Below are 13,246 nucleotides of genomic sequence, written 5' to 3'. Positions count from 1 at the left end.
CAACAATATTTATTCTGGACAATAAGAATTGTACAGCCAAAAGAGAATGTCAATAAAGAAAAGGTTGAAGAAGCTATTAAACGCCTTACAAAGAGTTCTAAGGCTATTAAATTTAATAGTGTAGCAGAAGAAGCTGGAGTGAGAAAGCAACCCTTTACAATCATACTGAGCTCAAAGAACGTATCGATTTCTTGCGAAATCAAGAACAAAATGCATTTGTGGATTCGAGGATTAAACGTGACGAGAAAAATCAAAATGCAGTAATCGCTTCTCTAAAGAGAAAGATTGAAAAGTTGGAAAAAAAGAATAAAGAACTTGAACAAGAAAATAAACGATTACGTGAAAAAGAAAATGAGAAGCTTACTGATTACTTTATGAAGATATAATTCTTATTCAACTAACGTAAGCAGAATAGTTGCATAAGAAAAAAGGATAAATTTCAACACTTAATACAGATAATATTAGTGTTAGGTGGTGAATGTTTTGCTTAATGGATGTATTTGGCAGTTAAGAAATGCTTAACACGGCAGTATCTTTTATGAATAAAAAAATAGCCAAACACGCAAGTGGTGCATAAAAGCTTGCATATTTTGGCTATATAAATTTCCCCTTTAGTGTGTTAAAGCCTCCGTTCGTAATATAAGGTTAGCCAGATTTAGTTGAATATTACTTCTTAAATACATCGTCTTCATAATCTATTTTATATGTTTTCAGTTGAAGTAATGCACTAATCATAACAATTAGTAATATCCCTGCCTGTTCGTTTAAACCTCGAAGATTTATGTGATCATAGATTACTTTAGCGACACTAAAAGCCAAGGACAAAATAACTATTACTAACGTTAACCTATATAAAATCAAACTTAGTTTTCTCTTTGTTTCTTTCTTCGTAAAAACACTCCTCCAAACTAAAACCGTATTCGTAAAACCGCACTTATTTAATAATACAAATAAATTTAATATCAGTTTCATCTTATTCCCTTTAGTACTTAAGATACTTAAATATAAATATGATACAAGTGGTGTTCACCGAACTGGGAGAATGATTTTTGATAAAGCGGTTAATTTCCTTGTGATTAGAGTAGATTCTACTAAATTACCCTTGTTAGAATCAAAAAGCTGTATCAAAAGAATTGACACACATAAATATGTAATATAACATATACCTATGATTACTATGCATAGAAATAGTATGTATTGGAGGGAGACTGTTATGAAGATTAGTAAAGAGTTGCTAAAAGGTAGTACCACTACTCTTATTTTAAGCCTACTTAATTCAAAACCAATGTATGGCTATGAAATTATTAAAGAGTTGGAAATGAAGTCTGAGGGAATTTTTAGTTTTAAAGAAGGAACGATTTATCCCATCCTGCATACCCTTGAAGATAAAGGACTGATTATTTCTTATTGGGAAGAAGGCCACGGGAAGAGAAAGAGAAAATATTATAATATCAATGGAAAAGGTAAGGAATTTATAAAGGAAAAAAAAGAAGAATGGTCAATCTTTAAGACTGCAGTGGACGAAGTGTTGAAAGGAGAGAAAATCGTATGGGATTAGAAAACGATTTTGAAGTATATATTAAAGAATTGTGTAAACAAATAAGAAATAAAGATGTACACTCTAGTATAAAACTTGAAATAAGTGATCATCTTCAGACACTTAAAGAGGAAGCCTTGCTTGCTGGACTCTCAGAAGAAGAGGCAATCGATCAAGCATTGGCTCGTATGGGAGATGTAAAGTTGCTTGGAAAGCAGCTTAACGAGACCCATAAAGCCCCAATGGATATCAAAACCATACTTCCAGTAATGATAGCTTCACTGTTTGGATTACTAGTAATGTATTATTTACAATTTCATTCTACTTTTACAGAGATTCAGGATATGAAAGTATTTAATAAAAGTCTTATCTTTTACTTGTTAGGAATTCTGCTGATGCTAAGCTTGTCTACGTTTGATTATAGAAAGTTATTAAAGTTCTCCAAACACCTATATGCGGGAACGGTCCTAATTCTATTAATAACTGTTCTTTTTGGTGTTAGAGTCGATGGTGTTCCTTTTTTAATCTTAGGTTTTGCCAATATTAATTTTACCGAGATTACTCCTTTTCTCCTGGTTATGTCCTTTGCTGGAATCTTTCATTCTTGGAATTGGAATGATTCTCGAAAATCTTGGCTTGGAGTAGGTATTCTGGCATTACCTATCTTATTGTTATTAACAACAAGTGCCATAGCAACTTCTATCATTTGTATTATTGGCTGCACAGCCATTATGTTTGGATCTAGAGCCAGTCTTAAACAAGCAATAACATTCGCAGCAGCTGCCTCTATATGGCCAATCTTCAACCTGTTGGTTCTATCTCAAAATTATACATCGATCGATACCAAGGATATTAAAAAATTAGGCGCATCTGATTTTATTGGAAATAGTCTTAATCTAACCCCAAATTTAATTTCTGAAGTACATACAGATTTTATATTCACGTACATCATCTATTCATTTGGCTGGTTAGCCGCGATTATTGCTTTCGTATTGGTTGTGTTTTTTATTTGGAGAATATTGAGTGCTGCGAAAAGCGTTAGTTTCATTTATGGTAAAATGCTGGCTATAGGGTTGGCAGTAACCTTTGCAAGCCAATTTATACTAAGCATCCTGACAAACCTGGGCTTATCACCTTTACCTGGTGTAGCCATGCCATTCATGAGCTTTGGAGGCTCACATATATTGTTGGAGATGATTGCAGTAGGTCTGATTTTAAGCATATTCAGAAGACGAAAAGCAGCTGATATACTCTGGTTGGACGTAAAAAATAATACCTAAACTATTATAGTGATATTCCCTTAATTCCCCTCTTCGTAATCATATAAAAGGGGAATTATTTTTTTTCATTTTAGGATGCGTAAATTAGTTTAAGTGTAATAACTTCAAAATATCAAAAAATAACAGATGACTATGCCAATCATTGTTGACCCAGTATAAGTCTACTATGCATTAAAGAATGACTACTTTCTTATTACACATTCCTGCACCTTTACTTCCATAACCGCAGCAATCTATTTATGTATAAAAATTAGTTCTTATACATATTTTTCATGCAATATGTTTCATTCAGTTTAATAAACATACTGCCAAAACATACATTCATTAAATGCCAACAACATAATGGAATTATTCTTATCGTGATTGGTATCATCTTTTTTCTCATTTCAAAGTGGTTATGGAAAAAGGGAGACCCCAAAGAGACCTTTATGGAAGCAATAGGAGATTTAATATCAGATTTAATAGTCTGGCAGTTACCTGTTGTCTTTTCTGGAATAAAAGCGTGGTCATTATTTATATGGTTTATTGGGTTAGTATCAGTATTATTTGGAGTGGTATTGATTATATTCTAATGCAATAACGGGTGCAATAATTTAGGAGAGAATTTCAAGTGAATGACAAAATTATGGAAACATCTATTGCAGAACTATACTCAAGACTTGCGGTAGCCCCTTTATATATTATCCAACTGATATTTTGTATAGGCTACTTAATTTTCACACGAAAAGACAAAGGGATTTTTGTGTTTATATTTAAAATTTATTCCATTTTTATAATTGTTAATTATCTTGTTGCACTTTATTTTCGTTTCTTTCACTAACGGGTAGCTTTAGTTGAATAATGTAATAAAGTTGGACCACACATTAGACATGTCTAATATGTGTGGTCCTTTTAGTGTCAACAGTTTCGCTTTCCTAACCTAAATATAATCATGGCTCTATAAATATATGGACGATCGGGATGGTGATGGACTAGTAGGTGAGTAAACAATTCGGCTATATACACATTTAACACAAAAATGAAGAAAGGCTGCTATTTTTGGCGGCTTTTTTCTTGTTGTACTAACGAAGCAGTTTAGTTGAAGAAGGATTTTTTATAATTATCATATAATACTTGTATTTATCATTTAGTTGGGATATTGGAGGAGCTATGCCATCATATAAAATTGGTAACGTTAAAATTGTTAGATATATTGATGATACAGTGGATACTCTTATAGTATCTTCAGAACATCTTTCGGAGAGTCTGGAGATTATTAAAGGGCAAAATTTTAAAAGTATTTCAATCGGAGGGAGTTATAATCTTTCGGATATTGACTTTTTGAAGGAATGTCAGCACATTGAGAAATTATATCTGAAGGGTGAAAATTTAAGAAATTTTGATGGCTTATCATACCTTGTAAATTTGAAAATTATAGCTATGAATGACTTAAATAAAAAAGTGAAACTTGATTTAGGGAATCTGTTCTCTTTAGAGGAACTTTATGGAGAACTGCCAACCAGAGCAACAGGACTTTCAAAATTAAAGAATCTAAAGCGGATGCAGATTTGGGGTTATAAACCGCTTTCTAAGACTTATTCTGAAATTGGAGAAATTGAAAATCTTGAAGTGCTACATCTTATACAAGCACAAATTGAATCATTTGAAGGAATTGGTCAATTTAAAATATTACAAGAGTTGGATTTATATGGACTAAATAAATTGAAAGACATATCCAGTATTGGGCTTTTAAGAAACAGTTTAAGAAAATTAATTATGGAAAACTGTAAAAATATACAAGATTTTATGCCTATTGGGAGTTTAGACAGCTTAGAACATTTAACTTTACAATCATGTGGGAGTATGAAATCCATTGCTTTTATACAAGGGCTGCCTAACTTAAAATTTTTCAACTTTGAAAAAACAGATGTTGAGGACGAGGATTTAAGTTACTGTCAAACAATACCGACAGTTTATTTTACAAAGAAAAAGCATTTTTCGCATAAACAGAAAGACTTAAATAATCTAAAATTTGAAAACGTGCCATTTCCCACCCTTTAATGGCATGAAAGAATGGAAGACGGGGATGATTTATTTACACTCGAAAATATAAGTGCGGCAGAGAAAGCACTTAATGAGTATTTAGCTAAAATTAAAGGCTTGAATGAAAAAACGACTCAAAAAAAACTGTTAGCCTGTGTTAAAGAAATTGTTCTAAAATTTAACCAGCTAAATGAACAATACGATTCTTTTATTGAGACTACTGAAAGGGAAGAATTAGTAGAATATATATTATCTGTTGCAGAGTTAGCAGGATTAGAAAAATTAGATGACCTTACGGAAGAATGGAGAGAATGGTAAAACTTGTTGAACTAACTGGGTGCAAGAGTTCATGAGGATCGCTGCTGCGGTCTTTTTTGCTTGTTGTGCTAACGAAGCAGTTTAGTGAAAGAAGGAATAAGTATTTTGGATAACGAATTATGAATAAGAAGTTATAGAAGATTCAAATGGTGAAATTAATGGAGGAACAGAATGACTAAAATTAAGGGATACTCTTGCAGTTGTTGCGGTAAATATCACGAAGAACTTCCTACAAGTTACGGAAATCCAGCACCAGTCTATTATTATGATGGTGCACCTGAAGAGCGAGAGGATAGGTTTGAGCTAGATGACGATTTATGCATTATGGATAACGAACATTTCTTTATTCGTGGATATATTGAGATTCCTATAATTGGGACCGATGAACACCTAATATGGGGTGTATGGGTTTCATTAAGTGAAGCAAATTTTTACAATATAAAAGAGCACTGGGATAAACAAGAATTATTGGAACCAATGTTTGGGTGGCTATCTACCGATTTACCTTGTTATCCTGATACAGTAAACTTAAAAACAATGGTCCATCCTCGACCAGATGGCATTCGACCTTTCATTGAGCTCGAACCAACCGACCATCCTTTATCGGTGGAATTGAGAGATGGAGTAACTATAGAACGGGTACAAGAGATAGCTGCACAACTTTGTGTTAATAACGATAACTAAAAAAAAGAGCATTGAATCGACATCTAATGGGTTCGGTTGTGAGGGTGCAAAACGCTGATTCACATCCGAATACGCAAAACAAATCACATATGTTTTAACAATTGATTAACAAGAAAAAAAGCAATGGAACCAATTCCATTGCTTTTTTAGTTACTTTTATACTTTTCTTGGTACCTTATGAATTGTTCTTCGTATTTTTGTAACTTTTTCACATCGACTTTAGAAATTAAGAATGGTTTTCTCTTACCTACAACCATCACATCCTCTTCTCCAATAGGGCTTACTAGATTCACATATGCTTTAAATTTATCGCACTTAGTATCAGGAATGGCGACAGACAACTTTGCGTACTCTTCGGTAGGAAATTGATTAGAGATTTCTAACTCTTGAAGCCTTTTTAATTTAGAAATGGGTTCCAAAGAATCATCTTGAACCTTTATATTTGACAAACCAAGATATTTTAAATTGCTAAGATACTTTAGAGTTTGGAGATTATTTAATTTTAAATCTTTCGAATCGCCACCTGACAAATCTAACAACTCCAACCTTGTGCCATTTTGTAATGGTGTTATGTCATTTAACTTTGAAAAGTCTTTTATTGCCAAAGATTTTAAAGAAGTATTTTTTGAAATATCCCATAAACTCTGGGCTTTGGTATTCCATTCTAGTGCCAATACCTCAAGATCTTTAAGTGAACTAATTGCTGACAAATCTTCTACCTTCAATTCATATATAGAGAGCATTTTGGGATTAACAAAGCTCAATATTTTATTGAATTCATTTTGGTTCACTGTATAAATCCATAATTTTGTCAGATTACAAAAAGACTTTAACCTCTCGATATTTTTTGTTTTTCCTTGGATTAACAACTCAGTGGAGTTCTCATCTACATCAGCTAAATCATCAACAAAAGGTGGGCGTTCATCAATACGAAAAATATATTGAGGGTGTTCTTTTAAAAACAACATTCTTTTACCTCCACATCTAATAATTACAGAATAGCTAAGTTAATTTTATCAACTTTAAGGAAAAATAGCTGAAGAATTTGTCTTCAACTATTGCATATAAATGATGTCATTTATATTGAATTTCTTTTTTGCAATTCCTATCCGTTGGGCAGGGGTTTCCATTACGCCGCTCGATTTAAAAGCAAAACAGGGCACTTTGTGAAGAAATGTACTTACACTAACGGGTGCTTTCGTATTATGGGGTTAACCAGTTTTTACTGGTTGACCTTTTTTAAATAGGACCTATTATTTCAGTAGCCAGGGTAGAACGTACGGGTGCGTGGGAGATTGATCTCGTCAACTAAACTGTTCGCCCCCTACTTGTGGAATGATGTTTGAGGCTGGTTGGGACATTTGATCTCGTATAACAAGCGAAGCTATGGAACTACAAGAAGGAATAGGGGTTACTGGTGACTAAAACTGAGGGAGAGATAAATAATGAATCCAGTCGTTGGCCTGGATGTAGCCAAAGGGGAAAGTGAAGATCAAGCCTTTTTAGACAAAGATAAACCATTTGGAAAGAGTTTTAGTGTTAGTCATACAAAGGAAGGGTTAGATTCTTTCATTTCGTTTCTAAAAGAATTAAAGAGGAAATCTGGGGTTAAACCAGCAGTCATTCTTGAGTCCACAGGACACTACCATACTCCAATTATTCAATGCTTGGAGAAAAATCAGTATTTATATATTCTAGTTAATCCCATTATTTCATATCAGGCTAAAAAAACAAGCCTTAGAAAGGTAAAGACTGATGCAGTCGATGCATTTCACCTTTGTATTCTTTATTACAAGGAAGAATTTGAACCGTACAAGATAAGAGGGGAAAGACTCTTAAACCTCCGAACATTATCCAGACAATACGAAACAGTAACGAATCTATACGTTCAGGCAAAACTTCAGTTCCATACTATACTTGATCAGGTATTTCCTGAATATAGAGGAGTATTTGGTGATTTATTTTCGAAGGTTTCCCTAAAATTATTAAAGGCATTTCCAACATCGGAAGATGTTCTTTTAACAGGGGAAGCTGAGATTATAGATAGAATAGAGGAAATGAATATTAAACGATCTAGAAGTTGGATAAGGGAAAAAGCAGTTAAATTATTTGAGTCGGCAGAGCGGAATCCCTTCCATCAAGGCGTGTATGAAAGCCAATTGTTTAGTTTGGATATGTATATTACTATGCTGCTTCAATACCAGGACCACCTATCTAACTTGGAGACGCAGATAGATGACCTGGCTGAAGATATTGAAGAATGTAAGATTATCCAATCAATTCCCGGAATAGGAGAAAAAATCGCGGCAACGATTATTTCAGAAATCGGTGAAATTGATCGGTTTGATCACCCTAAAAAACTTGTGGCGTACGCTGGAATAGATCCAAGTGTCCATTCATCAGGTAAGTTTACCGCAACGATTAATCATATTACCAAACGGGGTTCAAGCCGCTTAAGACACGCTTTGTATATGGCAGTGCTTTGTGGAATAAGAAGCTCAAGAAACAAAAAGCTAAAAGAGTATTATGACCGAAAGAGAAAAGAAGGCAAACCTTCAAAAGTGGCAATGATAGCTTGTGTAAATAAACTTTTACATTGGATTTATGCAATACTAAAAAGAAATGAGCAATTCCTAGATTTGGCTTAATCCACAAGAAAAAACAGCTAAAGAAAAACCTTCCAAACAACAATGGAGGGTTATTTGGCGTGTCGTTTTATAGTATATCACGAGGTATTCTTATTTTTAATAAAAAACTATTGACTCCTATTAGCTGGTTTAGTTAAACAAGATCAGGGCTGTCATAATGGCAGCTCTTTCTTGTTTAACTAACGGAGCAGTTTAGTTTAAGTACATTTCTTCACAAACTTATTCATAAGCCTATCCCTAAAATAACAAACGCTTCAAATTAATTGACTCAATGCGTTTGTTACTAAATAGTCGCCTGCTTTTTTTGCGAAGTCGAGACCGTTTGTATTACTAATCATCATTTTGGTCACTTTAACATGTAAATCATGTCCACCAAAATGCGCGAGTTCCTGGTCATCACCCCCTTCACCAGTTATATTTATATTATTTAGATCTTCTTGAGAATAATCACGTGTCTGGCAAAAGTCTAAGCTGTCAAATTTAATAAAAACATCTTTGAAGCCGTAAAAACGGGCTTTTTTGACGAAAAGTTTTATTGACAAGTGATGCTATTTAGTAATACTATATACTAGTAATCAGTAACACTGAATATAAGTAACACAAAATACCTGTTTTACAGAGTACTGAAAAAATATAAGTAAAATATAAATGGAGGTAAAGAATGGAAAACATCACGGAAATGCTGAAAGGGGTGCTTGAAGGTTGTGTGCTTGAAATCATCAGCCGTGGCGAAACTTATGGCTATGAAATCACGCAACAGCTGCGAGAACTTGGCTTCACTGATGTGGTTGAAGGCACAGTTTATACGATTACCATGCGGCTTGAGAAAAACAATCTGGTGGACATCGAGAAAAAGCCATCCACTATGGGACCGCCGAGAAAATTTTACACACTCAACGCAGCAGGTCAAGAGCAGCTAGAGATTTTTTGGAAAAAATGGGATTTCATCTCAAGTAAAATTAACGAACTTAAGACTAAAAAAATCAAAAGGAGAGAAATAAAATGAATATTTTTGAAAAAATTATCGGAAGTCTGGATGACAAGAGGGAATGGAGGGAGATGGAGGCACGTGCGAAGGCACTTCCAAGTGAGTACCGCAACGCTTACAAAGCTATCCAAAAATATATGTGGACTGCTGGTGGTGGTCCCACCGACTGGAAGGACAGCAGCCGTATCTTTGTCGGTATTCTCGACCTCTTCGAGGAAGGAGCAGCGGAAGGCAAGAAAGTCATTGACCTTACGGGCGAGGACGTGGCTGCTTTCTGCGACGACTTGGTGAAGGATGAGCAAACTTGGAAGGACAAATATCGCAAGAAGTTGAACGATACGATTGGTCGTGGCTAACGGTGAATTCCAAGGGGAGTTTTGCCAAGCATCGACACTAACCACGCAAACCGTCACTGGGGACGACTTGGCTTCATTTCCGACGAACTAGTGGCTACCGCTAAAACCTATGTCGACAAGTATCGTGAAGATTTGAATCAGCGTATCATGAAGCGATTGGAAAAAAGTAAATTCAATAGTAATTTCGACTGAATAGCTGGGTACAAATGAAATGTGTCACCTTCACTATTCAGTTATATTTCAACTTGGTAGTAAGTAGTACAGAATATCAGTCAGGCAGAGTAGTGAAGTATAGCCATCTAGCGCCTTGCTGCGCTTATTATAAGGAGGAAAAAAGTATGAGCAATGCAGCGATTTCTGTAAAAGGGTTAAAAAAATCCTTTAAAGATAAGGAAGTCTTAAAGGGGGTGGATTTTGAGGTGCGTCGTGGCGAAATTTTCGCACTGCTTGGTTCAAATGGAGCGGGCAAGACGACGACGGTCAACATCCTCTCGACATTGATGAAGGCTGATGGCGGCGAAGTAGGTATTTGCGGCTTTGACGTCAAGCGACAACCGGATCATGTTCGCCAGAGCATCAGCCTGACAGGGCAGTTCTCAGCTTTAGACGGCATGCTCACAGGAAGGGAAAACCTGATGATGATCGCCAAGTTGCGGGGAGTTTCCAATCCCGCTCAAGTCGCCGACAATCTGCTTGCAAGATTCAGCCTGACCGATGCGGCAAACCGCCGGGCTGACAAATTTTCCGGCGGGATGAAGCGCCGGCTTGACATCGCCATGAGCCTGATCGGTACGCCAGCAGTCATTTTTCTCGACGAACCGACGACAGGACTTGACCCAGAAGCGCGGATGGAAGTCTGGGATACTGTCAAGGAGCTTGCCGGCCGCGGCACGACCATCTTGCTGACGACCCAGTACCTGGAGGAAGCGGAACAACTGGCGGATCGTATCGCCATCCTGCATGGCGGAAAAATCATCACGACCGGTACCCTTACCGAACTCAAAGAGATGTTCCCGCCAGCGAAAGTGGAATACATCGAGAAGCAGCCGACATTGGAGGAAATTTTCCTCGCGATCATCGGCAAAAAGGAGGAGATGTAAATGAAAAGCAAAACAGGGGTATTACTTGGGCGTTTAATGCGCAACATCATGCGCAGCCCGGATACGATTATCACGGTGGCGATTACGCCGATTATGATGATGCTGCTGTTTGTCTACGTATTTGGCGGCGCCATAGAGACAGGCACGGACAACTACGTCAATTATTTATTGCCGGGAATCTTGCTGATGGCTATCGCATCCGGCGTTGCTTACACTTCCGTGCGGCTGTTTACGGATGTAAAGAGCGGGCTGATGGCGCGTTTCATTACCATGCCCATCAAGCGCTCGTCGGTATTGTGGGCTCACGTGTTGACCTCGCTTGTTTCCAATGCGCTTACTATCGTGGTGGTTATCCTCGTTGCACTCTTGATGGGCTTTCGGTCCAGCGCTGATATCCTGGATTGGCTCGCAGTAGCTGGGATCCTCGCGATGTTTACGCTGGCGCTGACATGGCTGGCTGTCATTCCCGGATTGACAGCGGGGTCTATGGAAGGGGCGACAGCCTACTCGTACCCACTGATTTTCCTGCCGTTTATCAGTTCAGCCTTTGTTCCCACAGAAACCATGCCTAAAATTGTCCGTGCGTTCGCTGAGAACCAGCCCGTGACTTCAATCGTGAATGCGATTCGTGCCCTCTTGTATGAAGGATATGTTGGCAACGATATCTGGATCGCGCTTGCCTGGTGCGTCGGCATCATGGTCATCGCTTACTTCTTCGCCAGTAAAGCATTTAAACGCCAGTTAGGGTAAGTACACCATTAGGGGATTAGCCATATCAATATTCAGCCTCCGCGATGAATGCATTTACTATCACATGGAAGGCTGCTAAAATGCCGGGGTAACCATCGACGGAAATCATGGAAATCCTCAAAATTGGTGTGATTGGTGGCTCGGTCACTTATCCCAACGCGAGGTTTGCCATGCATGCTTTAGAAGAATTTACAGCGGATAGTGCTCTTTCGCAGGAGGAGAAATTAAATATAGCCCATAGATATAATTCACAGTAAAAGTGTAGATTCCGAAGCAAAACCGCTTTGGTAATCAATGTCATTAACTTAAGGAACTATGGAATACATTTCAGGTGGAATGTGATTCATAGTTTTTTTCGATTGAAGGAAAAAACTTTTAATGCAGCAAGAAAAGAGAGAATTTTTCGCCCTTAAATCGGATTTTAAGTTGTTTTATTCCATCTTCCAGGTTATTTATTATTAGAAGAAATTTCAAAGAAGCTTTGCAACTATACTGATTCAATTTCTGATAAAAATGGTTCAAATGATATTTCGCGACTAAATTCTTTAGCTAAATCAAAGGTACCAATTTCATAAACTGAACAAAACCGCTTTTGTGGTGGCTAGATAGTTGTTAAACCAGTAGAGAATAACCTACTGGTTTTTTCTTTCATAAATGTTGCTTGAAAAATAAATGTGTGTTCATATTAATTTTTATTATAGAGTCTTAACAGAATCTTTATACCATCCTCCAGTATCTGAACACTATCTTTATTCCAAATTAAATAAAATCATTTTAAGAGGATAAATTGATTAATCTTCCGACGATTTAGTGGCTTTAGAATAAAATTGAAAAGGAGAGTTGCAAGGGTGAATACCGTTTTACTTTTCGCTGGAATTGTAGGTCTGTCGTTATTTGTTTACTTGTTGTACGTCTTATTTAAGGGTGAAAATTTATGAACAATATTATTTTACAAGATGCTTTTTTCATTGTTGTTTTAGTCGGATTATCAATTCCAATAGGTATTTATATTTATAAGGTGATGACTGGTCAAAAAGTATTTTTAACCAAAATTATATCGCCAGTAGAGAAATGTGTTTATAAAATCATCGGTAGGTGTAATGTAGAAGGCATGGGAGCAAGACAATATATAGTTGCTGTTATGACCTTTAACACAATAGGGCTGATCTCTCTTTGTGGATTACAAATGATTCAAGGTTTCCTTCCTTTAAATCCTGAAGGCATGAAGGGAACAAGTTGGCATCTAGCGTTCAATACAGTAGCAAGTTTTGTTTCAAACACGAATTGGCAAGCCTACTCTGGCGAGAGCATTCTATCATATTTGGCCCAGTCTATTGGACTGACAGTTCAAAATTTTGTTTCAGCGGCAACAGGTATCGCTGTTCTATTCGCACTGATTCGAGGTTTTATTCTAAAAAAAGAACAAAAGATCGGTAACTACTGGGTAGATATCACGAGAATAACACTATATGTTTTGATTCCTTTATCGCTAGTTGTGGCATTACTTATTGCTTCACAAGGTGTGGTGCAAACGTTTGACCATTATAAAGTTGTTTCGAAATG

The 13,246-nt window shown here is 36.5% G+C and carries 11 protein-coding genes and 3 pseudogenes; 13 read left to right on the top strand and 1 reads right to left on the bottom strand.

Features of this window, described 5'->3' with window-relative positions; all coding sequences use genetic code 11:
* Positions 1-21: 21 nt before the first annotated feature.
* The 6 genes and pseudogenes from QUG14_RS03630 to QUG14_RS03605 all read left to right on the top strand — a co-directional run bounded on the left by QUG14_RS03630 (position 22) and on the right by QUG14_RS03605 (position 5,841).
* Positions 22-386 (top strand): annotated as a pseudogene (locus tag QUG14_RS03630) (DUF6262 family protein).
* 827 nt (positions 387-1,213) lie between these two features.
* The gene (locus QUG14_RS03625) at positions 1,214-1,558 is read left to right on the top strand and encodes a PadR family transcriptional regulator (protein ID WP_283864645.1); all 345 of its coding nucleotides are present in this window, start codon (positions 1,214-1,216) and stop codon (positions 1,556-1,558) included.
* Positions 1,549-2,817 (top strand): FtsW/RodA/SpoVE family cell cycle protein, encoded by a 1,269-nt coding sequence (locus tag QUG14_RS03620; RefSeq protein WP_289339182.1) that lies wholly within the window; start codon positions 1,549-1,551, stop codon positions 2,815-2,817. The genes QUG14_RS03625 and QUG14_RS03620 overlap by 10 nt, the downstream gene beginning before the upstream one ends.
* 1,149 nt (positions 2,818-3,966) lie before the next feature.
* Positions 3,967-4,857, top strand: coding sequence for a leucine-rich repeat domain-containing protein (locus QUG14_RS03615; protein ID WP_289339181.1), 891 nt, complete (start codon positions 3,967-3,969; stop codon positions 4,855-4,857).
* A gap of 12 nt (positions 4,858-4,869) precedes the next feature.
* Entirely contained in the window at positions 4,870-5,157 is a 288-nt protein-coding gene (locus tag QUG14_RS03610; protein ID WP_289339180.1) for a hypothetical protein, read from the top strand.
* Positions 5,158-5,328: 171 nt separating this feature from the next.
* Positions 5,329-5,841, top strand: a complete 513-nt coding sequence (locus QUG14_RS03605; protein ID WP_289339179.1) for a DUF2199 domain-containing protein — start codon at positions 5,329-5,331, stop codon at positions 5,839-5,841.
* 146 nt (positions 5,842-5,987) lie between these two features.
* Here the strand turns inward: QUG14_RS03605 and QUG14_RS03600 are convergent, their stop codons facing one another.
* Entirely contained in the window at positions 5,988-6,809 is an 822-nt protein-coding gene (locus QUG14_RS03600) for a leucine-rich repeat domain-containing protein (RefSeq protein ID WP_289339178.1), read from the bottom strand.
* A gap of 477 nt (positions 6,810-7,286) precedes the next feature.
* On the opposite strand from QUG14_RS03600, the gene QUG14_RS03595 reads away from it, so the two are divergent.
* From QUG14_RS03595 to QUG14_RS03565, 7 genes and pseudogenes are all read left to right on the top strand, one after another.
* Positions 7,287-8,489: an IS110 family RNA-guided transposase gene (locus QUG14_RS03595; protein WP_289339177.1), complete on the top strand. Its 1,203-nt coding sequence runs from the start codon at positions 7,287-7,289 to the stop codon at positions 8,487-8,489.
* Between the two features lie 661 nt (positions 8,490-9,150).
* Complete coding sequence (locus tag QUG14_RS03590; RefSeq protein ID WP_289339176.1) at positions 9,151-9,495, top strand: PadR family transcriptional regulator; 345 nt, start codon at positions 9,151-9,153, stop codon at positions 9,493-9,495.
* Positions 9,492-9,833 carry a DUF1048 domain-containing protein gene (locus QUG14_RS03585; RefSeq protein ID WP_283860243.1) on the top strand — a complete coding sequence of 114 codons (342 nt, stop codon included), beginning with the start codon at positions 9,492-9,494 and terminating at the stop codon, positions 9,831-9,833. Before QUG14_RS03590 ends, QUG14_RS03585 begins: the two co-directional genes overlap by 4 nt.
* 52 nt (positions 9,834-9,885) lie before the next feature.
* Positions 9,886-10,025, top strand: a pseudogene (locus QUG14_RS03580) (DUF1048 domain-containing protein); the annotation flags it as partial.
* A 146-nt stretch (positions 10,026-10,171) separates the two neighbouring features.
* The gene (locus QUG14_RS03575) at positions 10,172-10,933 is read left to right on the top strand and encodes an ABC transporter ATP-binding protein (protein WP_289339175.1); all 762 of its coding nucleotides are present in this window, start codon (positions 10,172-10,174) and stop codon (positions 10,931-10,933) included.
* A complete protein-coding gene (locus QUG14_RS03570) occupies positions 10,934-11,683 on the top strand; it encodes an ABC transporter permease (RefSeq protein WP_289339174.1) in 750 nt (249 codons plus the stop codon). It abuts the gene before it with no gap.
* A gap of 934 nt (positions 11,684-12,617) precedes the next feature.
* A pseudogene (locus QUG14_RS03565) lies at positions 12,618-13,238 on the top strand (potassium-transporting ATPase subunit KdpA); the annotation flags it as partial.
* Between the last annotated feature and the right edge of the window lie 8 nt (positions 13,239-13,246).

The sequence above is a fragment of the Neobacillus sp. CF12 genome (assembly GCF_030348765.1).
Lineage (GTDB): Bacteria > Bacillota > Bacilli > Bacillales > Cytobacillaceae > Neobacillus.
The sequence above is the reverse complement of the archived record's forward strand: the minus strand, read 5'-3'. Positions and strand labels throughout refer to the sequence as shown.

Bases quoted from the DNA above. Each gene is read 5' to 3' on its own strand.
- QUG14_RS03615 (WP_289339181.1), top strand. From the start codon at position 3,967: ATGCCATCATATAAAATTGGTAACGTTAAAATTGTTAGATATATTGAT.
- QUG14_RS03605 (WP_289339179.1), top strand. From the start codon at position 5,329: ATGACTAAAATTAAGGGATACTCTTGCAGTTGTTGCGGTAAATATCAC.
- QUG14_RS03575 (WP_289339175.1), top strand. From the start codon at position 10,172: ATGAGCAATGCAGCGATTTCTGTAAAAGGGTTAAAAAAATCCTTTAAA.
- QUG14_RS03595 (WP_289339177.1), top strand. From the start codon at position 7,287: ATGAATCCAGTCGTTGGCCTGGATGTAGCCAAAGGGGAAAGTGAAGAT.
- QUG14_RS03625 (WP_283864645.1), top strand. From the start codon at position 1,214: ATGAAGATTAGTAAAGAGTTGCTAAAAGGTAGTACCACTACTCTTATT.
- QUG14_RS03590 (WP_289339176.1), top strand. From the start codon at position 9,151: ATGGAAAACATCACGGAAATGCTGAAAGGGGTGCTTGAAGGTTGTGTG.
- QUG14_RS03610 (WP_289339180.1), top strand. From the start codon at position 4,870: ATGGAAGACGGGGATGATTTATTTACACTCGAAAATATAAGTGCGGCA.
- QUG14_RS03620 (WP_289339182.1), top strand. From the start codon at position 1,549: ATGGGATTAGAAAACGATTTTGAAGTATATATTAAAGAATTGTGTAAA.
- QUG14_RS03585 (WP_283860243.1), top strand. From the start codon at position 9,492: ATGAATATTTTTGAAAAAATTATCGGAAGTCTGGATGACAAGAGGGAA.
- QUG14_RS03570 (WP_289339174.1), top strand. From the start codon at position 10,934: ATGAAAAGCAAAACAGGGGTATTACTTGGGCGTTTAATGCGCAACATC.
- QUG14_RS03600 (WP_289339178.1), bottom strand. From the start codon at position 6,809: ATGTTGTTTTTAAAAGAACACCCTCAATATATTTTTCGTATTGATGAA.